Below are 21,323 nucleotides of genomic sequence, written 5' to 3'. Positions count from 1 at the left end.
GTGTCGACAGCGGGTACGGCCAGAATAGTGAACCGAAAAAAGCTGGATAAATGCGATGAAAGCAATCCCGCGCAGGCGTGGCTGCGCGGGCTGTTGCTGGAGACCCGTCAGCGCGCCTGAAGCCCCTTCAACAGCGCCTCGTGAAAGCGTGCGGGATCCTGCATCTGCGGCGCGTGGCCCATGTCGTTAAACTCCACCAGCGTCGCGTGCGGGATGCGCTTCGCCGTCTCTTTGCCCAGCACCGCATAGTTGCCAAGCGTCTTGCGGACCTCCGGCGGGGCGAGGTCTTTCCCGATGGCGGTGTTGTCCTTCGTGCCGATCATCAATAATACCGGCATCTTCAGGTCGCTAAATTCATAGATGACCGGCTGGGTGTAGATCATGTCGTAGAGCAGCGCCGAGTTCCACGCCACGCGCGCCTTACCCGGCCCGTTGTTCAGCCCGGCAAGCATCGTGACCCAGCGTTCGTACTCCGGCTTCCACTCCCCGGCGTAGTAGGTATTTTTCTCGTACTGACGAATGCCGTCGGCGCTGACTTTCAGCTCGCGCTGGTACCACTGGTCAACCGTGATATGCGGCACGCCGCGCGCTTTCCAGTCTTCAAGCCCTATCGGGTTGACCATCACCAGCTGCTCTACCTGCTGCGGCCACATTAGCGCGTAGCGGGTTGCCAGCATGCCGCCGGTCGAGTGGCCGATAACCGTCGCGCGATCGACGCCAAGCGATGTGAGCAGCGCGTGGGTGTTGTCCGCCAGCTGCTGGAAGGTGTACTGATAATGGTCCGGCTTGGTGGATTTACAGAAGCCGATCTGGTCGGGTGCGATCACGCGATAGCCGCTGGCCGACAGCGCACTGATCGTGCCGTCCCAGGTGCCGGCGCAAAAGTTTTTGCCGTGCATCAGCACCACGGTACGTCCGTTGGGTTTTTCCGGCTTCACGTCCAGGTAAGCCATATCCAGAGACTGGTTTTGCGAGGTAAAGGTAAAGTGTTTTACCGGCCAGCCGTAGTCGAAACCTTCCAGCTTCTCGCCGTAGGTGGGGGCATCCGCAGCCATTGCGGGGGACGCCAGCGCCATCAGCAGCGCCAGGCAGGACAATCGTCGGGTTAACATGCAAGCTCTCCGTTAGCAAAAGGGGCTAAGGCTGCACGAAAGGCGGCAGCAAAAAACACTGTAGAGCATGGAGAGGAGTGGGTGTGTAAAGCGGGGTAAAGGTAGGACGAGCAAATAAAAAAAGCCCGGCGGTCAGCCGGGCAAAGACGTTACCTGCACACTCAGGCCGCTTTTAATTTCTGCGCGCGGTTCTCGCGGCGAATTTTACGTTCTTCCAGCACCGCGACCATCGCCATCAGGACGATACAGCCAATCGCTGCCGCATCCAGCGCCGCGAAGGTGCCCGCCCAGCCGGTGAGGCCGAAAATCGGCGTACCGTCGGCGATCATCCCCAGGCCAAGCTTGGCGAAGCTGTCGCCGATCAGGTAGGCGAAGGTGCCTTTAATCCCATCGGCGGCGCCGATCGCTTTTTTCGGCACGAACCCTACGGCCGCCACGCCAATCAGCAGTTGCGGGCCAAACACCAGGAAGCCGAGCGCGAACAGGGACGCCAGGTAAACGTACTGGTTGCTGGCGTGCTGGTAGATGCCGAGCGTGGCGATAATCAGCGCCAGCGCGACGCAGGCCACCAGCGCGCGACGGCCGTTGGCGAGGTCGGAGAGCCAGCCCCACAGCAGCGTGCCGACCAGCGCACCCACTTCGAACAGGGTGAAGCCCTGAATCGCCACCTCTTTCGACAGCTTCAACTCCTGGAAGGCATACACCGTAGACCACTGGTCGATGCCGATGCGCACCACGTACAGGAAAATGTTTGAGAAGCACAGCAGCCAGATCACTTTGTTTTTCAGCACGTACTCAACAAAGATCTGCCATTTGGACATCTCGTTCTCTTCGGTCTCTTTGTCCTCTTCGCTGATCTCCTCCCCGAACAGCTCTTCGGCTTTGCCGAGGCCGTACGATTCCGGGGAGTCGCTGCCGAAGCGCAGGCCGATAAAGCCGACGATCAGGGCGATAATCGACGGGAAGATAAACATGCCGATCACGTGGCCGTCGAACAGATAGTTCGCGCCAAACAGCGCCACGCCTGCCGCACCCGCCCCGCCGAGGTTGTGGGAGATGTTCCACATGCCGAGGTACGAACCCCGCTTGCGGCGCGGCGTCCATTTGGTGATGGTGGAGTAGCTGCACGACCCGCCGGTGCTCTGGAAGAAACCGCTCAGGGCGTAGAAGGCGATCATCAGGAACAGGCTGACGGAGCCCGCGCCCATGCTGGCGCTGAAGCCGAGCATACAGATGGCGGAGAGGATCAGCATAAACGGCAGGAACTGCTTGGTGTTTTTGCCGTCCGCGTAGTAGGACACAACCGTTTTCCCCACTCCGTAGGTGATGGAGAAGCCCAGGCCAATCATCCCCAGCTGCGTCATGCTCAGCCCGTAGGTTGAGATCATGTCGTTCTGCGCGATGTTAAAGTTTTTGCGGATCAGGTACATGGTCAGGTAGCCGATGAAGACCACCAGATAAGACTGCATGAACGGTTTGAACCACATCTTGCGCCGCACGTCGAGCGGCAGATCCAGGGTCGGCTTGCGCACCTGGTTTAAGAAGGCCAGCATGGTTGGTTTACTCCTGAGCTGATTTTTGCAGCATTGTAAAAATCAGCCGGGAGAGATGCCTGAGACAGCGTCCAGGTGAAACCGGGAAAATTTCTTAGTTTTGCGCCATTCGGCAACAAAAGGTGAGGCACGTCACGCTTCGCGCGGCGCCTGGGCGTGCAAAAACGGCAGCAGCAGCAAGGCGGAAATGCCCGCCGCGATGGCGATCGCCGCGAAGAACCCGCTCCAGTGCCAGACGTCGATCACCCGTGCCAGCGGCCAGCCGGAGAGCGACGCGCCGAGGTAGGCAAACAGCCCGACAAAGCCCGTCGCCGCGCCTGCCGCCTCCTTGTGCGAGCACTCCGCCGCCGCCATGCCGATCAGCATCTGCGGACCAAAGACAAAAAAGCCGATGGTGAAGAAGCACGCCGCCTGCATCACGTAGCTGGCAAACGGCATCAGCCACAGCGAGCCGACGGAGAGTAAAATCCCGGCGGCAAAAATCAGGTTCATCGGGCCGCGGTTGCCGTTGAACAGCTTGTCCGAGCCCCAGCCCGCCACCAGCGCGCCGATAAACCCGCCCAGCTCGAACATTGTGACCGCCGAATTAGCGGTGACCAGATCCACACCCAGCGTCTCGGACATGTACAGGTTACCCCAGTCGTTGATCGCCGCGCGCACCACGTAGACCAGCACGTAGCAGAGGGACAGCAGCCAGATGTACGGATTTTTCAGCACGTACTTGGTGAGGATTTGCTGGCGGGACAGCCCGGCGCCCTCCTGCTGCTGGGCGATCTCCATCTCGTCGTGCCGCCAGTCGCCCACCGCCGGAAGGCCGACGGTTTGCGGCCTGTCGCGCAGGCGCCAGCAGAGGAACAGCCCGGCGACAATCGCGAGGGCACCGGCAATCATCATCCCCGTGCGCCAGCCGTAGTGCAGCGCGGCAGCCCCCACCACCATCGGGATCAGTGCCCCGCCAACGTTATGCGCGGTGTTCCAGATCGCCCACCATCCGCCGCGCTCGTTGCGCGAGTACCAGGCGGTGAGCAGGCGGGCGCAGACCGGCGCGCCCCAGCCCTGGAAAAAGGCGTTCAGCGCCCACAGCAGGGCAAAGGCCCACAGCGAAGTGGAAAAGCCAAACAGGATGTTCACCACGCCGGTGGCGATCAGCCCAACGCCCATGAAATAGCGCGCGTTCGAGCGGTCGCTGACGATGCCGGAGAAGAACTTCGACAGCCCGTAGCTGATGTAAAACAGCGTCGCCAGCAGGCCGATATCGGTGCGCGTCATCACGCCGCTGGCGAGGATTTCCGGCGCGGCGGCGTTGAAGCTTTTGCGGGTGAAGTAGAACAGCGCGTAGCCGAGCCAGATGGTAATCAGGATATGGCGACGCCAGTAGCGGTAGCGGGCGTCGATTTCCGCCTTGTCGCGCAACGGAGCCGCGCTGGTTGGGGTTTTAAACATGGTACGTCCTTAACGGCAAACTGACGCTGACGCGCGTCCCGTGGGTGCAGGAGAGGGTCAGCGTGCCGCCCAGCGCCTTGACGCGCTCGCGCATGCCCGCCAGGCCAAAGCCCTGCTGGCCGGAGCCCGGCGGCAGGCCGCAGCCGTCGTCTTCAATCACCAGCATCAGGCGCTCGTCCTGCTGCCAGCCCTGGATCGTGACCGCGCTGGCATTGGCATGTTTAACGATATTGTTCAGCCCTTCCTGGCAGACGCGGAACAGCGTCACGCGCTGGCCTTCGCTGAGCAATGATTCATCAATGCGCCAGTCGAGATGGCTGACAATGCCGCGGCTTTCCAGCTCCATCTCGCGCATCAGGGAGCGTATCGCCTGCTCCAGCGACAGGTCATCAAGCTGGCGCGGACGCAGCCGTCCCAGCAAGCGGCGAACGGCGTCATAGACACCCAGCGAAAGCTGTTCGATATGCGCCCCGCCCTGCTTCACCACCGCGTTTTCCGCCGCCAGACGCTGGACGATGCCCGCCTGCGTGCGGATGGCGGTAATGGTCTGGCCGATATCATCGTGCAGCTCGCGAGCCACCTCCTGACGCACGCTCTCCTCGGTCTCCAGCAGACGCTCCGCCAGACGACGGTTGCGCGCCAGCTCGGCTTGCAGGGACTGGTTCAGCTCGCGAAGACGCTGAATGCCCGCGCCGAGCAGCAGCCCGGTCAGGCTCTGGGCCAGCAGCGAGAGCAGCAGATCCACCGGATGATCGTGCCAGGTCTGGCTGGCGATCAGCGCGATGGCGTTCATCAGCGTGGCGATCAGCGCCCCCTGCCAGCCGTAGTGCCAGGCCAGAGCGATGATCGGCAGCGCCAGGCAAAACGGCGTGAAGCGCGAAAGCTCGGCGGGCAGACCAAGCTGCAGCCACAGGCTCACCATAAACAGCAGCAAATACCAGATGAGGTGTCGGGCGCGCCAGTTCACCGGTTGGGAGACCAGCGCGGGGCCGAGCGGCTGCCAGACGGTGCTGGTGAGGTAGTGCCAGAAAACCAGACAGGTCGGCGCGAGGGTCAGACCACCGGTAAGGGTCAGAAGCAGGGCGTTAAGCATCTCCTTCTCGCCTAACCACGGCAGTGACTGCAACAGCGCGGCGGCAATCAGCGCCGCCCCCTGACGCAGTAGCGTGCGCCAGTCGCGCTGGTGGCGGTAGCGGGAAATCAGGGCAACGGGGAGAAGCGTAAGCAGGCTTCCGGTCATCAATAAGGGAAGATGCGCGAGGGCCACCTCCTGCGCCAGCCAGACCAGCATCAGCCACTCCGCGCCGAGCAAAACGGGCCAATAGCCGCGCGGGCACTGGAGCATTAACCCCAGACGCAGGCCGAAGGGAAACAGCAGCACCGCCAGCTCCGGGCGTTCCACCAGATGCAGGCTGATGCTCCACAGGCAAAACCACGCGGCGGAGAAGATAAAAAAGCTGGCGACGACGGCGATCAGCCGCGAAAACACGGGACTCATTGCCAGCTGTCGAACATGCGGCGCGCCAGCTCGACGTCGTTGCTGACGTTGAGTTTTTCCATCAGGTTGGCGCGGTGGACGTGCACGGTTTTCGGCGACAGATCCAGCTCGGCGGCAATCTCTTTCACCGACATGCCCTGGGCAAGCTTCTCCGCCACCTGGCGCTCGCGTCTGGTGAGCGGATCCTGACGTCCGGCCGCCAGCTTGATGGCGATATCCGGCGTCAGGTAGCAGCCGCCGGTGGAGACGGTGCGCACGGCAGCGATCAGCTCGTCCGGGCTACAGCGTTTGGAGAGGAAGCCGCGCGCCCCCGCGTTGAGCGCCTGCTCGACCAGCGCCGGGCTGTCGTGAACCGAGAGCATGATCGTCGCCATCCCTTTCGGCAGCTGGCTCAACAGCTCCAGCCCGGAGAGATCCGGCATCGAGATGTCACAGATACAGACCTGCACCCCGCGCCCCGGCAGGCCCGCCAGCGCCTCGTGACCGGAGCCAAACTCGGCCACGACCTGAAAATCCGGTTCGAGGTTAAGAAGCTGGGCAAAGCCGGAGCGGACGATAAGGTGGTCGTCGATGAGAGCGATGGTGGTCATGTGTGTTCCTGCGATCTGAAAAAGCCGGATGACGCTGCGCTTATCCGGCCTACAAGAGCGAAAGACGCTTACCTTAAGCGATTTACTCGAAAAACACCGCAATTTTGTTAAACATGGTGGGATCGGACTGGTTGCGCGCCACTTTGGTGACGTCTTCCAGCTTGTCGATCTGTGCCATCATCTGCTCCAGACGCTGATCGTCGTTGACCAGTAGCCAGATGCGGCTGTGCTCGCTGCCCTGAATCGGCAGGCAGAGAATGCCTTCCACGTTAAACGCCCGGCGGGCAAACAGCCCACAGACGTGGGTCATAACGCCAGGGTGGTTGCGGACGGTGAGTTCCAGAATGACGTTATCATGTTGTTTCTGCATGGCTTATTCCCCCACCATCTCAGTATTGGCCGCACCCGGCGGCACCATCGGATACACTTTTTGTTCAGGGTCGATACGCACGTGGATCAGCGCCGGTCCGGGACGAGAAATCGCCGCCTGCAGCGCCGCGTGGGCGTCTTCTTCCGCGTTCAGATCGCAGGTGTGCAGGCCAAAGCCGGCGGCAATCTGCATAAAGTTAATCATCCCTGGATAGGTCGCCGCAAACACGCCCTGCTTGTAGAACAGGCTCTGCTGCTGGTGTACCAGGCCCAGCGCCTCATTGTTCATCAGGATGATTTTCACGTCTAACTGGTTTTCGGCCGCGGTCGCCATCTCCTGAATGTTCATCATCAGGCTGCCGTCGCCGGAGAAGCAGATAACCTTGCGGTCCGGGTTGGCGAGCGCCGCGCCTACTGCCGCCGGCAGGCCGAAGCCCATGGTGCCGAGGCCGCCGGAGGTCAGCCACTGGCGCGGACGATTCAGCGGATACGCCTGCGCGGTCCACATCTGGTGTTGGCCCACGTCAGTGGTGATAATCGCGCTGTCGTCCACGCAGGCGGCCACGGCGTTGATCAGCCCGTAGTGGCTCAGCGGGTCGCCCTCAGCTGGGATGGCGCCCGGGAACTCGCGCTGCAGATCGGCCACCAGCTGACGCCAGTCGGCCCGGTCAGTTGCGTCCGTCTGCGGGATCAGCTGCGCCAGCACTTCGGCTACGTCGCCCTGAATCGCCACGTGCGGCTGTTTGATTTTACCCAGCTCGGCGCGGTCGATATCCACGTGAATAATTTTGGCGTTCGGGCAGAACTGCTCGGTTTTGCCAATCGCCCGGTCATCAAAACGTGCCCCCATAACAATCAGCAAATCCGCCTCTTGCAGGATGTAGTTGGTGCTGCGCGCACCGTGCATGCCCAGCATGCCTAATGACAACGGATGCGCTTTAGGCAGCATACCCAGCGCCATCAGGGTCATGGTGGTCGGCAGGTTGGCCTTTTCCGCAAACTGGCGGATTTCATCCGCAGCGTTAATCGCCCCGCCGCCCAGATAGAGCACCGGGCGTTTAGCGGCGTTAATCATGGCGGCGGCGTCGCGAACGCTTTCAGCGCTGAATTCCGGCGCGGGGGCGCGCTCGCCCGGCTCCGGCAACACGTCGATCTCGATCTCTGCGGTCTGGACATCCTTAGGAATGTCTATCCACACCGGGCCCGGGCGGCCAGACTGCGCAATGCGGAACGCATCGCTGATAACCTGAGGCAGCTCGCTGATATCGCGAACTAAATAGTTATGTTTGGTGATGGGGATAGAGATGCCGTAGGTGTCCACTTCCTGGAACGCATCGGTGCCGATCATCGAGGACGGCACCTGGCCGGTAATGCAGATCAGCGGAATGGAGTCGAGGCGCGCGTCGGCGATGGCGGTCACCAGGTTGGTTGCGCCGGGGCCGCTGCAGGCCATACAGACCGCCGGTTTGCCCTGCGTACGCGCCATGCCCTGAGCGATAAATCCTGCCCCCTGCTCGTGACGCGCCAGCACGTGGCGGATCTGCGTGCTTTGGCTCAACGCATCGTACAGCGGCAACACGGTTCCACCCGGGATACCCGCAACCGTGGTGATGCCCTGTCGTTCCAGTAAATGAACAATCAGCTGCGCGCCTGTAAAACGCGTCTTTGTGGATGTTATGCCCGAACTTGCCATGCTCCAGTCCTTTTCTTCTGGGCCGACTTTCCGGGGAGGGTCCTAAACGAAAAACCCCGCCCGGTTTGCGCCGGCGGGGTTTTGGATTCGTGTGTTGATCCAGTCCCTACGGCGCATTGCCGACGACCACCACCACACGCACGACGACCACTGCGGCAGGTTGCGCAGTTTTTAGTAGGGTCGAAGTGAAGATGGATGAAGTCATTGGGGACCTGTGTTTGGAATCATTGATTGAATTTATACAAACACAGGTTTTCGGGCGTGACAATGGAAATATTTTCATCTGCGCAAAAATGCGTCAGGGATCACGTTTCGTTTGTTGAGTGATAAAGGGCTGTCGACCGTTTTATTTCATTCAATAAACAGTGCAGGCGATACCCCAAAGCGCACCGCCAGTTTTTTTATATGGTTTAACGTCAGCTGACGCTGTCCATTCAATACCCTTGAAACCATTGATTTACTGCCAATTTCATCCTGAAAATCTGAAATGGTCAGTTTGTACTGATCCATAAGGGTTCTTAAAACCGCAATTCCCACTGGAACAGATTCCATCTCCTGACGCAAGGCGACAATCTCGGGTCGATTCGCTTCATAACGACTTATTCTTGCACATACGATATCCAGCAAAGGACTACCAGGTTCATTCATGAGCAGATACTCAACCAACTCAAGTGCATCCTGGTAATCTTTCTCATTCGGATGTTCACCCAGTAAAGGGACAGCCTCGACTAGGGCATGCGTTGCTTTCATTGCATCAGCGACGATCATCATTTCTTCCCCTTAGTGCGATGTTTCTCCGTAAAACGGTCATATTCCTTATGAGTAAAAACATGGCGCACATAGAACTTTTGGCTTTCAAAGAATATGAGAGCCACTACTCTGAGATTGTTATTTGCAATATCAATCACATAATGCTTATCCAGATATTTAAAGTTATCCAGCGTCGGAAAAATTTGTTTCAGCGCAGCAGGTGTCGGGCAATGGATCTTTTCGATAGTGCGACCTAAAAAAAGGAACTCTTCCTTGTGCTGCGGGAACAGTTTTACCGCATCAATAATTGCCTTCATAGAAATTAAATGCATACTGCATGCCTGCTGCGTCCGTTGCCATTATGGCAACAATATCATGCATTGCCAATGTGTCAACACGTATCGTTTTTCTGACTAACATCTGAAAACAAAAAACCCCGCCGGAGCGAGGTTTTTATCAGGGTTTTGCGGTTGGTCGCCGCAGAACACACTGTGTTACGTCAACGCGAAAAGTATACGCGATAGAACTCGAACGCGCAATTCCGGCACGGATTTTAACGTTTTTGAGTATGGATCACCTTCCAAATTTTGTCCAAAAAATACTGTTCATGCATACAGTATTTATCTATACTGAGGGTGTTCGCAGTGAGCGAGGGGGCCGCAGTTTACCGGCGCAACGAAGTCCTGGCTGAAACGGGTGGTGCCGTCAGTGCCTTAACCCCTGAAGTGAGCACACTGTGTTACGTCAATCCAGGTGCTGGCAACAGGCGGCGGAAAGGTACGCCAGCATCGTGCTCCTTTTAACCAAAAGGAGACGCGTATGAGCGTAGTGGATATGGTGATACTTATCCTCAAACTCATTGTTGCAGTACTGCAACTGCTTGATGCTGTCCTGAAATACGTTCGGTAATTCAGGTTCAAGTCGCACCTGAGAGGGGCGGGCAACCGCCCCTCTTTAATAACGAGGGAATGCTATGTCGCGTCTGTTAATTGAGCCTGTCACACCGGATGAGCCGGGGTATATCGCCCTGAAGGCGGAAAGTATCGCGCTGAATTTCAACATGCTGCGCAGGCTGGAAGAGAACTGGCTGCGGGGTGAGAACCGCTTTAACGCGCCGGGTGAAAAGCTGCTGGGTGCGTTTCTTAACGGCAAGCTGGTGGGCGTGTGTGGACTCAACCGCGATCCGTTCAGCCAGCAGCCGCGTGCCGGACGCATTCGCCATCTTTACGTCAGCGAGAAGTGCCGCGGGCTGGGCATTGGAAAACAGCTTTTAACCGTAGTGATGGCGGATGCCAGCATCTGGTTTGATTTTCTGAATACTCACGCGCCGGACAGCGCGTACGGATTTTACAATCGAGCCGGTTTTACGCTGGTCTCAGACGAACCGCGGGTGACGCACCGCCTTTTTTGTGCGGTGTAACCGGCTGGCGGCATCAGGATGTGAATGTTACAGTTGAGTGACAATTCATCACCCAATACGCCATGACCATCACCGTTTTCTGCATTTTGCTTTTCGCCGCACTGCTGCATGCCAGCTGGAACGCTATCGTTAAAGCCGGAACGGATAAACTCTACTCTGCAATCGGCGTTAGCGGCTCAGCCGCGATTATTGCCCTGATTTTACTGCCCTTCTCACCACAGCCTTCTGCGGCAAGCTGGCCGTTTTTGATCGTCTCCTGCGCCTTACAGGTGGTCTACACCGTGCTGGTGGCGAAGACCTATCAGGTCTCGGACATGAGCCAGACCTATCCGCTGATGCGCGGCACCGCCCCGCTGCTGGTGGCGCTGATCAGCGTGCTGGCGCTCGGCGACCATCTCTCCTGGCTCGCCTGGTCCGGTATCGGAGTCATTTGCCTGTCGATTCTGGCGATGGCGATGAATGGCCGCATGCAGTCACGCAGGGGGATCTGGCTGGCGCTGCTGAACGCCTGTTTTATCGCCGGGTATACGCTGGTGGACGGCACCGGCGTGCGGCTGTCGGACACCGCGCTGGGCTACACGCTCTGGACCTTCTTTATGAACGGCTTCTGCCTGCTGGGCTGGGCGATGGTGGCGCGTCGGCGCGAGGCGTCCAGCTACCTGCGCCTGCACTGGAAAAAAGGGCTGCTCGGCGGCGTGGGGACCATGGGCTCTTACGGTCTGGCCCTCTGGGCGATGACGCAGGCACCACTGGCGGTGGTCGCCGCGCTGCGTGAAACCTCAATTCTTTTCGGGGCGCTGATCGCCTTTGTCCTTTTAAAAGAGAAGGTTGCGGGCCTGCGCATCGCGGCAGCGCTGGGTATTGCTGTCGGCGCTATTCTGCTGCGTCTGGCGTAAATCGCTGGCAACATTAGTTGCCGTTCTTGTTTACAAATCCTGCCTTTCCCGGTTTTTTCATTCACCGCAACAATGCTTAAATTGTCATCTGTCTGTGGTAGATTCCTCGCGCATTTATGGGAATGCGTAGTCACTTATTCTTTATTTCTCTCTTTTGGCAAAAGTATTCAGCGACATGAAAAAGCAAAGGAACGTTAACTTATTGTTGATGCTGGTGTTACTGGTGGCCGTCGGTCAGATGGCGCAAACCATCTACATTCCGGCGATTGCCGACATGGCAAAGGAACTGAACGTCCGCGAAGGCGCGGTGCAGAGCGTGATGGCAGCCTACCTGCTGACCTATGGCGTTTCACAGCTCTTCTACGGCCCGCTCTCCGACCGCGTCGGGCGTCGCCCGGTGATCCTGGTGGGCATGAGCATTTTCATGGTAGCGACGGTGATTGCCATTACCACCCACAGCCTGACCGTACTGATTGCCGCCAGCGCCCTGCAGGGCGTTGGGACGGGTGTCGGCGGGGTGATGGCGCGAACCTTACCGCGCGATATGTATCAGGGCACCCAGCTCCGCCACGCCAACAGCCTGTTAAATATGGGCATTCTGGTCAGCCCGCTTCTCGCTCCGCTGATTGGCGGCCTGCTGGACACAATGTGGTCCTGGCGCGCCTGTTACGCCTTTCTGCTGGTGCTCTGCGTAATTGTCACCTTCAGCATGGCGCGCTGGATGCCGGAAACCCGTCCAAAAGACGCGCCGCGCACGAAGCTTCTCACAAGCTATAAGACGCTGTTCGGCAACGGCGCGTTTACCTGCTACCTGCTGATGCTGATCGGCGGCCTGGCGGGTATTGCAGTGTTCGAAGCCTGCTCCGGCGTGCTGCTGGGCGCGGGCCTTGGCCTGAGCAGCATGGTGGTGAGCATTCTGTTTATTCTGCCGATCCCGGCGGCGTTCTTTGGCGCCTGGTTTGCCGGGCGTCAGAACAAGCGCTTTTCAACCCTGATGTGGCAGGCCGTGATCAGCTGCCTGCTGGCGGGTCTGATGATGTGGATCCCGGGGCTGTTTGGCGTGATGACCGTCTGGACGCTGCTGATTCCGGCGGCGCTGTTCTTCTTCGGCGCGGGAATGCTGTTCCCGCTCGCCACCAGCGGCGCGATGGAGCCGTTCCCGTTCCTCGCCGGCACGGCGGGCGCGCTGGTGGGCGGTTTGCAGAACATCGGTTCCGGCGCGCTGGCCTGGCTCTCGGCCATGATGCCGCAGACCGGGCAGGCTAGTTTGGGCCTGCTGATGACGCTAATGGGGCTGCTGATTTTACTGTGCTGGCTGCCGCTGTCGTCGCGTGTCCCGCATCACGAGCAGCCGGTTTAACCGCATGATGGCCCGGCTTCTCGCCGGGCTTTTCACAGACGGGCGCAATCATCGCCTGCAGTAACGGCTCCGGCGCAGGCCGCCAGGCCCCCTCTTCCCCGTCGTAAAACTGGAAATCCGCGTTAAGCGCATACGGGATTTTCGCCTTTTGCAGCTCGCAGGCCATAAAGGTGGCGAAGGCCATTTGCGAAGCGGTTGGCGTGAGGTGGTTTGACTCCCCCACGCCCCAGCCCCCGACCCAACTGACGTGCCCGGTTTTTTGCTGCCAGCGCAGCGCGGTGCTGATGCGGTTACGGATAGCCGCCTTCTCCGCCGCCGTGCCGGACGTCCACGGGTATTTACCGCTATTTTTCAGCGGCCCCCACGGGAAAATATGCCACTCCGCCAGCAGGTAGTTTTGACTGTGCGCAGGCAGCTTCAGGCCGGATAAATCCTCCGGCGCAGCGCGCAGGCGCGGCGCAATGAAAATCATGCGCTGCGGGTCGATGTCGTGGATCGCTTTAATGGTTTTTTCATACACGCGGTTTAACGACGCGAGGTTGTGGTTAAGCTTGTCGGCTGGCTCATAAATGAGATCAAAACCCAGCAGCGGATAGCTCTGGCCGAAATAGTGCGCCACGGCAATCCACCAGTTGATCGTCTCTTTCTCGTTATCGGCTTTGGGGTCGTTTTTATATTCATCGGCCTGATAAGCGATAATCGGGATCACGCCATATTGCTCGCAGGCTTCCACCAGCTTGCGCAGGTGGATCAGCCGTGCTTCCGTCGGCTCATCGGCCACGCGAATGCGCACGTGGGTAATGCCTTTTGCGCGAAAATCGCGTACCACCAGCGGGTCGAACTCGCGAATGCCGCGCTCGGTGCGCGCCCAGTCCACATCCATCCCGACGCCCAGCTGCTGCGCATAACGGGCAGCCGTCAGCGGCGGCTCAGCGGCAATGGCCCAGCCGGAAGAGATCAGTAACGCGGTCGCTATAAGAGGCTTTAACACGGTTTACCCTGGATAAATCGAAAGCATTACCTGTATTTAGCATGCTTTTTCACATTTGGTGTAGCGCGAAAGCGTAATAATTCTTCAACCTGCCAGTTCTCTCAGCCAGCCGATAAAGGCGTCTATTTTCGGCCACTGTCGGCCCGAAAGCGTCGAAACATAGTAGTGCTGATGGCATTTCAGGGTCTTGTCACCAAACGGGGCGATCAGTTCGCCCCGTTCAAGCCGTTTTTGCACCAGCCGCTTTCTCCCCATCGCGACGCCGACGTGGTTGATGGCCGCAATAATCGCTAAGTCGGAACGATCGAAACCAATACCCGACGATGGCGGCATATTCACCGCAAAGTGCTGCGCCCAGCTCAGCCACTCATCCGTACCGGAATCATTGCTCCAGGCCTGACGGTCGTGCAGCAGCGTGCAGTGGCTAAGGTTATCGGGGTTTTTCAACAGCTCATGCTCGCGGGCATACTGCGGCGAGCAGACGGGCAAAATCTCTTCGTCCATCAGGAAGTGATGAGAAAGATGGTTTGGCGGCGTATCGTCGAAATAGAGCGCCAGATCGACCCCCGTTCGCTGCATATTGATGTAATCATTGCCGGTCAGGACGGTGAGCGAAATCGACGGATAGCGGCGGGTAAAGTCGCCCAGCATGGGTACCAGCCAGCACTGAGCGATCGACGGCCGGGAGTAGACCGTCAGCGTGCCGGACAGCGCCTGGTTTTTGATGTCCAGGATTTCCTGATTCAGGGTGTCGAGGGACGATTTTAGCGTCCAGTAAACGCGCTTTCCCTCCTGCGTCAGCTCGACTTTACGGTGCGAACGGACAAACAGCTGAATACCGAGCTCTTCTTCGAGCAGGTTGATGCGGTGGCTCACCGCGCTGGGGCTGAGCGACAGCTCCTCCGCCGCCAGCGCGAAGGATTCATGTCGAGCCGCCACTTCAAAGGTGTACATTTTCGACAGCTGCCAGCCGTTGAGCAGCCGGTTTCTGGCTTCATTTGCATCGGTCATCACAATTCTCACGCGTGGTTTCTGCGCTCAGCATACTGTTTAAGGGTGAATATATGTGAACCTAATGCGGTTTAAGTGCGTTTTTTAGAGCGCAGTCACTCAGTTGATTCAATCTGGCTCACCTGAACGCCAATTTATATCGTTTGTCAGCCCACGCCGCTTTTCGTCCAATACCCCCAGATGACATAAGGGTGAGGTGAGATATGGGATCTCAGGTCTGGGTTGTGGCAACGCTGCTGGTCAGCATTGTGTTGATTGTTTTAACCATCGTTAAGCTAAAGTTTCACCCGTTCCTCGCGCTGCTGCTGGCGAGCTTTTTCGTCGGCGCAATGATGGGAATGAGCCCGCTGGATATGGTAAACGCCATTGAGAGTGGGATTGGCGGCACGCTGGGCTTCCTGGCGGCCGTGATTGGTCTTGGGACCATTCTCGGCAAGATGATGGAGGTTTCCGGCGCGGCAGAGCGCATCGGGATTACGTTGCAGCGCTGCCGCTGGCTGTCAGCAGACGTGATTATGGTGCTGGTGGGCCTGATCTGCGGCATTACGCTGTTCGTGGAAGTGGGCGTGGTCCTGCTGATACCGCTGGCGTTTTCCATCGCCAAAAAGACCCACACGTCGCTGCTCAAGCTGGCCATTCCGCTCTGTACCGCGCTGATGGCGGTGCACTGCGTGGTGCCGCCGCATCCGGCCGCGCTGTTTGTGACCAATAAATTAGGGGCGGACGTTGGAACGGTCATTGTCTACGGTTTGATGGTCGGCCTGATGGCCTCTCTGGTCGGCGGCCCGCTGTTCCTGAAGCTGCTCGGCAATCGTCTGCCATTTAAACCGGTTCCGGCGGAATTTTCAGACCTGAAGGTGCGGGAGGAGCATACCCTGCCGTCGCTGGGCGCCACGCTGTTTACGGTGCTGCTGCCGATTGCCCTGATGCTGGTGAAGACCATCGCTGAACTGAATATGGCAAAAGACGGCACGCTGTATACGCTGCTGGAGTTTATCGGCAACCCGATCACCGCCATGTTTATCGCCGTGTTTGTCGCCTACTACCTGCTGGGCATCCGCCAGCACATGGGCATGGGCGCGATGCTGACGCACACCGAGCACGGCTTTGGCTCTATCGCCAACATTTTGCTGATTATCGGCGCGGGCGGCGCGTTCAACGCCATCCTGAAAACCAGCGGACTGGCGGACTCGCTGGCGCAAATTCTCTCGAACCTGCACATGCACCCTATCCTGCTCGCCTGGCTGGTGGCGCTGGTGCTGCATGCCGCCGTAGGCTCCGCCACGGTCGCGATGATGGGCGCCACGGCCATCGTCGCGCCGATGCTGCCGCTCTACCCGAACGTCAGCCCGGAGATCATCACCATTGCCATCGGTTCCGGCGCCATTGGCTGCACGATCGTGACCGATTCTCTCTTCTGGCTGGTGAAGCAATACTGCGGCGCGACCCTGAATGAGACCTTCAAATACTATACGACGGCGACGTTTATCGCCTCGGTGCTTGCACTTGGCGGCACATTCCTGCTTTCTTTCATTATCTGAGCGCGAAGAGACATATTATGGAAAACGCAACTATCACCACTTTAACCGCACAGTTTCCTCTGGTTGAGGATCTGATTGCCCTGAAAGAAACCACCTGGCTTAACCCGAACACCACCACGCTTGAAGAAGGGCTGCCCTATGTCGGGCTGACCAAAGCCGACGTGGACGACGCCCACGCGCGCCTCAACCGCTTCGCGCCGTATCTGGCGAAAGCCTTCCCGGAGACGGCGGCAACGGGTGGGATTATTGAATCTGAACTGGTCGCCATTCCGGCAATGCAGGCGCGGCTGGAGAGAGAATCTGGCAAATCCATTCCCGGCACGCTGCTGCTGAAAAAAGACAGCCACCTGCCGATTTCCGGCTCGATTAAAGCGCGCGGCGGCATCTATGAAGTGCTGACCCATGCGGAAAAACTGGCGCTGGAAGCCGGGTTGCTGACCACCGAAGACGACTACAGCATTCTGCTGGAGCCACGCTTTAAGGCCTTCTTCAGCCAGTACAGCATTGCCGTGGGCTCCACCGGCAACCTGGGGTTATCCATTGGCATAATGAGCGCACGCATCGGCTTTAAAGTGACGGTCCATATGTCCGCCGACGCTCGCGAGTGGAAGAAAGCCAGGCTGCGCAGCCACGGCGTCATCGTCGTGGAATATGAGCAGGATTACGGCGTGGCGGTGGAGCAAGGGCGCAAAGCGGCGGAAAGCGATCCGAACTGCTTCTTCATTGACGATGAGAATTCCCGCACCCTGTTCCTGGGCTATGCGGTGGCGGGCGAGCGCCTGAAAGCGCAGTTCACCGAACAGGGCCGCGTGGTGGATGCGGATCATCCCCTGTACGTCTATCTGCCGTGCGGCGTAGGCGGCGGGCCTGGCGGCGTGGCGTTTGGCCTGAAGCTGGCCTTTGGTGATAACGTGCACTGCTTCTTCGCGGAGCCAACGCACTCGCCGTGCATGCTGCTGGGCGTTTACACCGGCCTGCATGATGCGATTGCAGTGCAGGATCTGGGCATTGATAACGTGACGGCGGCGGACGGTCTGGCGGTTGGGCGCGCGTCCGGCTTCGTGGGCCGCGCGATGGAGCGCCTGCTCGACGGGTTCTATACGCTTACCGATCGGAGCATGTACGATATGCTCGGCTGGCTGGCGCAGGAGGAAGGGATCCGCCTTGAGCCTTCAGCGCTGGCGGGGATGGCCGGGCCGGTGCGCGTTCATTCGCATACCAACGTTACCCACCTGGTGTGGGCAACCGGCGGCGGCATGGTGCCGGAAGACGAGATGGCGAAGTATCTGGCTAAAGGGAAGTAATTAAGCCGCCACCCGGCTTACAAACTCAAAATTTGCTGAATATGGGTCACCGCAAACAGCAGCGACAGCGAGAGAACAGCCAGCGCAATCAGGAATTTATCCCGCACCGCTTTCGGCTGTACAAAATCGTTCTGCGCCACGTCCATCAGGTTACGGCTGCGGGTATAGCGCCATAAAATAATGGCCACCAGCGCCAGCACAATAATAGAGATCCAGAATGGCACCCCGGTTCGGTGCCAGTTGTGCTTAATCGCCAGGGCAATCAGCGCGCCATACCCCAGCAGCGTGCGCAGCCAGGCCAACGACGTCCGCTCCGGCTGCAGGCCAGGGTCCGCTTCGCGTCGCGCTTTGCGACTATCCGCCATAGAACACCAGCCCCATCACCACGCCCGCCACCGCCAGCAGAATTACGCTGATGATGAGTAACCCGCGCGTATAGGGCAGATCCTGCTTCAGGCGCATCGCCTTCTCATTGCGCAGCCATCGCAGGTAGCCGTAAATCGACAGCACGCCCGCGAACAGGCACAGCAGCAGCGCCAGCACTTCACGAATCAGCGGCGTGGCAAAATCGGGGGCGAGCTGGTCAAGGCCGACACCTGCGGCCAGAAAGCCCAGTGCGGTGCGGATCCACGCTAAAAACGTGCGTTCATTAGCCAGAGAGAAGCGGTAGTCCGGCGCTTCGCCGAGGCGGGAAATTTTCATGGAGATTCCTTGTCGTGCTACGGGCAGGCTTCAGCATAGCTTAAATCGACAAGGACAAGGAGACCGGCATCGGGCGATGCCGGTCAGGACGATTAATGCAGCTCTGGCCAGTACTCTTTGTTGGCCTCGATCAGGTCATCCAGAATCGCTTTCGCGACGGAGGCGCTCGGCACGGTTTTCGACAGGGTAATGGCCTGCCAGAGCTTCTGGTACGAGCGCTGCTCCCAGGCATCCACCACCAGTTTTTCCACCGCCACCTGCTGGCTCATCAGCCCTTTCTGGAAGTGCGGAATATCGCCCACCGTAAGCGGCTCCGGTCCGTTATGGCCCACCAGGCACGGGATCTCCACCATCGCGTCGGCGTCAAAGTTATGGATGGCACCGTTGTTTGGCACTATCAGCAGCATCCGCTCCTGAGTGTTAAAGGCAATCGCAGTCGCCAGATCGACGATGTACGACGCATGTTCGTCGATTTCCAGCTCACCGGCGGCGGAGTTGCCGGCTTCGATAATCGCCCGACAGGAACTGAACACATGCTTCTCACGGTGATCCATAACTTCATTGGCGCGGGTCCGTTCTGGGTTGGAATGCGCGACCACGTAGTCCGGGAACAGGTAATACTTCAGGTAGGTGTTCGGCATGGTGTCCGGATCCAGCGCCTGCACGTCTTTAGCTTTGGCAAAGGTATCGTTCCAGCTCGCTTCGGTATGCGCATCTTCCGAAGGCGGAACATAGCCGTTTTTCGCCACGTATTCGCGCAGCTTCGGCATCAGATCGTTGCCGTTCAGGTCTTCAATCGACGTCCACCAGCCGAAGTGGTTCAGGCCGTAGTAGCGCACGCGCATCTCTTTGCGGTCTTTCAGGCCGACAATCTGCGCCATGCGCCCTTCAATGCCGATCGGCATATCGCAGATGTTGAGGATTTTAGCGTTCGGACGCAGGCGGCGCGTGGCTTCTGCGACAATCGCCGCCGGGTTGGAGTAGTTCAGCATCCACGCGTTCGGGGAGTACTGCTCCATATAATCCACCAGCTCCAGCACGCCGCCGATAGAGCGCATGCCGTAAGAGATACCGCCCGGCCCGCAGGTTTCCTGGCCCAGCACGCCGTGGCGCAGCGGGATTTTTTCATCTTTTTCGCGCATCGGGTATTTGCCCACGCGGATGTGCGCCATCACGAAATCGACATCGGTAAACGCCGCTTTTGGATCGGTGGTGTAGCTGAATTCAATCTCCGGGGCCTGCTCCTTAAGGATGATTCTGCACGCTTCGGCGATGGTCTCCTGACGCGCGCCGTCGTTGTCATAGAACTTCAGGGCGCGCAGCGGGAAACGGTCACGGTTGGCTAACAGCATCAGGACGATACCAGGCGTAAAGGTGCTGCCGCCGCCTGCAATGACAACTGAGAATTTTTTCATGATATAGCCTCTGTCAGGGTGGTTTGTTCATTTGTTAAAGGGGTTTTCATCAGCGATTCCAGCTGGTCGCGCACCTGAGGAACGTGCAGGCCGACAATTACCTGGATGCCGTTGCCGCGTCGCACTACGCCATGTGCGCCCAGGGCTTTGAAGACGTCGTCGCTTTGGGTTTTCGCCATATCCACCAGCGCGATACGCAGGCGGGTGGCGCAGTTGTTGATGCTTTCGATATTTGTTGCACCGCCGAGCGCCTGCAGGAATCCGGCGGCTTGCCCAACCTGCTGGCTGGCCGCCGCCGGGGCGGTGGTTTGCCCGCGCGCCGCCTTATAGTCGGCCTTGCTGTAGAGTTTGATTTCGCTCTCTTCCCGGCCCGGCGTTTTCAGGTTCAGACGCTCAATCAGCGTTTTGAAGATCACGAAGTAGATGCCGGTGAAGCAGACGCCAATACCGATCTGGGTGAACACCGTCGAGGCGTGGTTATGGAACATCGGGATCCAGTTTTGCGGCAGGAACTGGTCCAGCAGGCCGCCGCCCATATTCCCCACGACGCCGAAGGCGTACATCACCGTCGCCATGGTGGCCGCCAGCACGGCGTGCACGGCGAACAGCAGCGGCGAGATAAACAGGAAGGTGAACTCAAGCGGTTCAGTAATGCCCACCAGCACGGCGGTGAGCGTGGCCGGAACCAGCAGGCCCGCCACCTTGACGCGATTTTCTGGCGACGCGGTGTACCAGATAGCGAAGGCAATCCCGACCGAGCCAAACACTTTTGAGTTGCCGTGCAGTGCAAAGCCACCTTCCGGGAAGAGGGTCTTCAGCGGCAGGGTGCTCTGGCTGAATTCCTGCAGATGCTGCGCCCAGTAGACCTGAATACCGCCCTCCACCGCCGCCGGGCCGAAGATGAACGGACCGTAGACGAAGTGATGCAGGCCAGTTGGGATCAGAATGCGTTCCAGGAAGGTATACACCCACACGCCCAGCGCACCGGCAGAGCGCAGGAACGCCTGCAGGGATTCGATGCCCATCTGCACTTTCGGCCAGCCCAGCAGCGTCAGCCAGGCGCAGGGGATCATCACGAAGAACGCGAGGATAACGACAAACGAGCTGCCCTGGAAAATCCCCAGAAAGACCGGCAGCGGCTTGTCGAAATAGCGGTTGTGGATGGCGGTGACGATGCCTGAGATCACGATGGCGCCGATGATGCTGGTATCGAGTGTTTTGATCCCGGCAATCATCGCCAGCCCGCTTCCCGCCGTCGGTTCGGCGGAGAAGTCGACGCCAAAGAAGTGGCCCCAGGTCATCCCCATCGCGTTAATGAAGTAGTTCCAGGTCAGGAAGCTAATCAGCACGGCCAGACAGGCGCGGCCCTGCGCCTGCTTCGCCAGCCCAATCGGCAGGCCGACGGCAAAAATCAGCGGCATATTGCGAAACACCGCCCAGCCGCCCTCTTCAATGATGTGAACGATCTGCGCGAAAAGATGATCGGGGGCGGTTAAGGCTTCGCCGACAAACAGCGGGTTGCGAAGCATGATGGCGATTCCCACCACGATCCCGGCAAACGGAAACAGCAACACCGGGGTAAACATGGCACCGCCAAAACGTTGTATTTGACTGAGCATTTTTAAATCCTCACGTAACAACCTGTAGGGGTAGAGGCCTTTATGGTTTTGTGCTG

At 58.9% G+C, this 21,323-nt stretch carries 22 protein-coding genes; 6 read left to right on the top strand and 16 right to left on the bottom strand.

The genetic code is table 11. From position 1 onward, the window contains the following. Positions 1-107: 107 nt before the first annotated feature. From ACTJI7_RS18405 to ACTJI7_RS18360, 10 genes are all read right to left on the bottom strand, one after another. On the bottom strand, positions 108-1,112 hold the full coding sequence (locus ACTJI7_RS18405) for an alpha/beta fold hydrolase (protein ID WP_063437535.1): 1,005 nt from the start codon (positions 1,110-1,112) through the stop codon (positions 108-110). Between the two features lie 161 nt (positions 1,113-1,273). Further along, positions 1,274-2,665 carry a hexose-6-phosphate:phosphate antiporter gene (gene uhpT, locus ACTJI7_RS18400; RefSeq protein WP_028014963.1) on the bottom strand — a complete coding sequence of 464 codons (1,392 nt, stop codon included), beginning with the start codon at positions 2,663-2,665 and terminating at the stop codon, positions 1,274-1,276. A gap of 132 nt (positions 2,666-2,797) precedes the next feature. Continuing rightward, positions 2,798-4,108, bottom strand: coding sequence for an MFS transporter (locus tag ACTJI7_RS18395; RefSeq protein WP_063155232.1), 1,311 nt, complete (start codon positions 4,106-4,108; stop codon positions 2,798-2,800). Continuing rightward, the gene (gene uhpB, locus ACTJI7_RS18390; protein WP_192978539.1) at positions 4,101-5,606 is read right to left on the bottom strand and encodes a signal transduction histidine-protein kinase/phosphatase UhpB; all 1,506 of its coding nucleotides are present in this window, start codon (positions 5,604-5,606) and stop codon (positions 4,101-4,103) included. Before uhpB ends, ACTJI7_RS18395 begins: the two co-directional genes overlap by 8 nt. Beyond that, positions 5,603-6,196 (bottom strand): transcriptional regulator UhpA, encoded by a 594-nt coding sequence (gene uhpA, locus ACTJI7_RS18385; protein ID WP_041911714.1) that lies wholly within the window; start codon positions 6,194-6,196, stop codon positions 5,603-5,605. Before uhpA ends, uhpB begins: the two co-directional genes overlap by 4 nt. 82 nt (positions 6,197-6,278) lie before the next feature. Next, positions 6,279-6,566: an acetolactate synthase small subunit gene (gene ilvN / locus ACTJI7_RS18380; protein ID WP_010426528.1), complete on the bottom strand. Its 288-nt coding sequence runs from the start codon at positions 6,564-6,566 to the stop codon at positions 6,279-6,281. A 3-nt stretch (positions 6,567-6,569) separates the two neighbouring features. Then, the gene (gene ilvB, locus ACTJI7_RS18375) at positions 6,570-8,258 is read right to left on the bottom strand and encodes an acetolactate synthase large subunit (protein WP_440670535.1); all 1,689 of its coding nucleotides are present in this window, start codon (positions 8,256-8,258) and stop codon (positions 6,570-6,572) included. A gap of 106 nt (positions 8,259-8,364) precedes the next feature. Next, positions 8,365-8,463 carry an ilvB operon leader peptide IvbL gene (gene ivbL, locus ACTJI7_RS18370; RefSeq protein WP_057979964.1) on the bottom strand — a complete coding sequence of 33 codons (99 nt, stop codon included), beginning with the start codon at positions 8,461-8,463 and terminating at the stop codon, positions 8,365-8,367. Positions 8,464-8,609: 146 nt separating this feature from the next. Continuing rightward, positions 8,610-9,029 (bottom strand): helix-turn-helix domain-containing protein, encoded by a 420-nt coding sequence (locus ACTJI7_RS18365; RefSeq protein WP_127334638.1) that lies wholly within the window; start codon positions 9,027-9,029, stop codon positions 8,610-8,612. Continuing rightward, positions 9,026-9,340, bottom strand: coding sequence for a type II toxin-antitoxin system HigB family toxin (locus ACTJI7_RS18360; protein WP_063155234.1), 315 nt, complete (start codon positions 9,338-9,340; stop codon positions 9,026-9,028). The genes ACTJI7_RS18365 and ACTJI7_RS18360 overlap by 4 nt, the downstream gene beginning before the upstream one ends. 487 nt (positions 9,341-9,827) lie before the next feature. On the opposite strand from ACTJI7_RS18360, the gene tisB reads away from it, so the two are divergent. From tisB to emrD, 4 genes are all read left to right on the top strand, one after another. Continuing rightward, positions 9,828-9,917 carry a type I toxin-antitoxin system toxin TisB gene (gene tisB / locus ACTJI7_RS18355; RefSeq protein WP_045260836.1) on the top strand — a complete coding sequence of 30 codons (90 nt, stop codon included), beginning with the start codon at positions 9,828-9,830 and terminating at the stop codon, positions 9,915-9,917. A gap of 64 nt (positions 9,918-9,981) precedes the next feature. Next, positions 9,982-10,428, top strand: a complete 447-nt coding sequence (locus ACTJI7_RS18350; RefSeq protein ID WP_028014956.1) for a GNAT family N-acetyltransferase — start codon at positions 9,982-9,984, stop codon at positions 10,426-10,428. A 62-nt stretch (positions 10,429-10,490) separates the two neighbouring features. Beyond that, complete coding sequence (locus ACTJI7_RS18345) at positions 10,491-11,324, top strand: EamA family transporter (RefSeq protein WP_028014955.1); 834 nt, start codon at positions 10,491-10,493, stop codon at positions 11,322-11,324. 175 nt (positions 11,325-11,499) lie between these two features. Continuing rightward, a complete protein-coding gene (gene emrD, locus ACTJI7_RS18340; protein ID WP_039024559.1) occupies positions 11,500-12,684 on the top strand; it encodes a multidrug efflux MFS transporter EmrD in 1,185 nt (394 codons plus the stop codon). Here emrD and ACTJI7_RS18335 read toward each other — a convergent pair. After that, positions 12,587-13,675: a glycoside hydrolase family 5 protein gene (locus ACTJI7_RS18335; RefSeq protein WP_063155235.1), complete on the bottom strand. Its 1,089-nt coding sequence runs from the start codon at positions 13,673-13,675 to the stop codon at positions 12,587-12,589. The genes emrD and ACTJI7_RS18335 overlap by 98 nt on opposite strands. 84 nt (positions 13,676-13,759) lie before the next feature. Continuing rightward, positions 13,760-14,686: a DNA-binding transcriptional regulator DsdC gene (dsdC, locus tag ACTJI7_RS18330; protein WP_039024536.1), complete on the bottom strand. Its 927-nt coding sequence runs from the start codon at positions 14,684-14,686 to the stop codon at positions 13,760-13,762. Positions 14,687-14,889: 203 nt separating this feature from the next. Between dsdC and dsdX the strand changes: the two genes are divergently transcribed. Together dsdX and dsdA are read left to right on the top strand one after the other, a co-directional pair. Continuing rightward, entirely contained in the window at positions 14,890-16,227 is a 1,338-nt protein-coding gene (gene dsdX, locus ACTJI7_RS18325; RefSeq protein ID WP_028014951.1) for a D-serine transporter DsdX, read from the top strand. A 17-nt stretch (positions 16,228-16,244) separates the two neighbouring features. Then, positions 16,245-17,531 carry a D-serine ammonia-lyase gene (dsdA, locus tag ACTJI7_RS18320; RefSeq protein ID WP_063155236.1) on the top strand — a complete coding sequence of 429 codons (1,287 nt, stop codon included), beginning with the start codon at positions 16,245-16,247 and terminating at the stop codon, positions 17,529-17,531. Between the two features lie 17 nt (positions 17,532-17,548). Here the strand turns inward: dsdA and ACTJI7_RS18315 are convergent, their stop codons facing one another. The 4 genes from ACTJI7_RS18315 to ACTJI7_RS18300 form a co-directional block, all read right to left on the bottom strand. Next, positions 17,549-17,896 (bottom strand): DUF202 domain-containing protein, encoded by a 348-nt coding sequence (locus ACTJI7_RS18315; RefSeq protein WP_023309822.1) that lies wholly within the window; start codon positions 17,894-17,896, stop codon positions 17,549-17,551. Beyond that, positions 17,886-18,233, bottom strand: a complete 348-nt coding sequence (locus tag ACTJI7_RS18310) for a YidH family protein (RefSeq protein ID WP_063155237.1) — start codon at positions 18,231-18,233, stop codon at positions 17,886-17,888. The genes ACTJI7_RS18315 and ACTJI7_RS18310 overlap by 11 nt, the downstream gene beginning before the upstream one ends. Positions 18,234-18,325: 92 nt before the next feature. Next, complete coding sequence (locus tag ACTJI7_RS18305) at positions 18,326-19,648, bottom strand: 6-phospho-alpha-glucosidase (protein WP_045260840.1); 1,323 nt, start codon at positions 19,646-19,648, stop codon at positions 18,326-18,328. Next, a complete protein-coding gene (locus ACTJI7_RS18300; protein ID WP_047366727.1) occupies positions 19,645-21,267 on the bottom strand; it encodes an alpha-glucoside-specific PTS transporter subunit IIBC in 1,623 nt (540 codons plus the stop codon). The genes ACTJI7_RS18305 and ACTJI7_RS18300 overlap by 4 nt, the downstream gene beginning before the upstream one ends. Between the last annotated feature and the right edge of the window lie 56 nt (positions 21,268-21,323).

It is taken from the genome of Enterobacter sp. 22499 (assembly GCF_052044815.1).
Taxonomy (GTDB): Bacteria; Pseudomonadota; Gammaproteobacteria; order Enterobacterales; family Enterobacteriaceae; genus Enterobacter; species Enterobacter bugandensis.
Note: the sequence above shows the minus strand (reverse complement) of the source record. Positions and strands in the feature narration are given on the sequence as shown.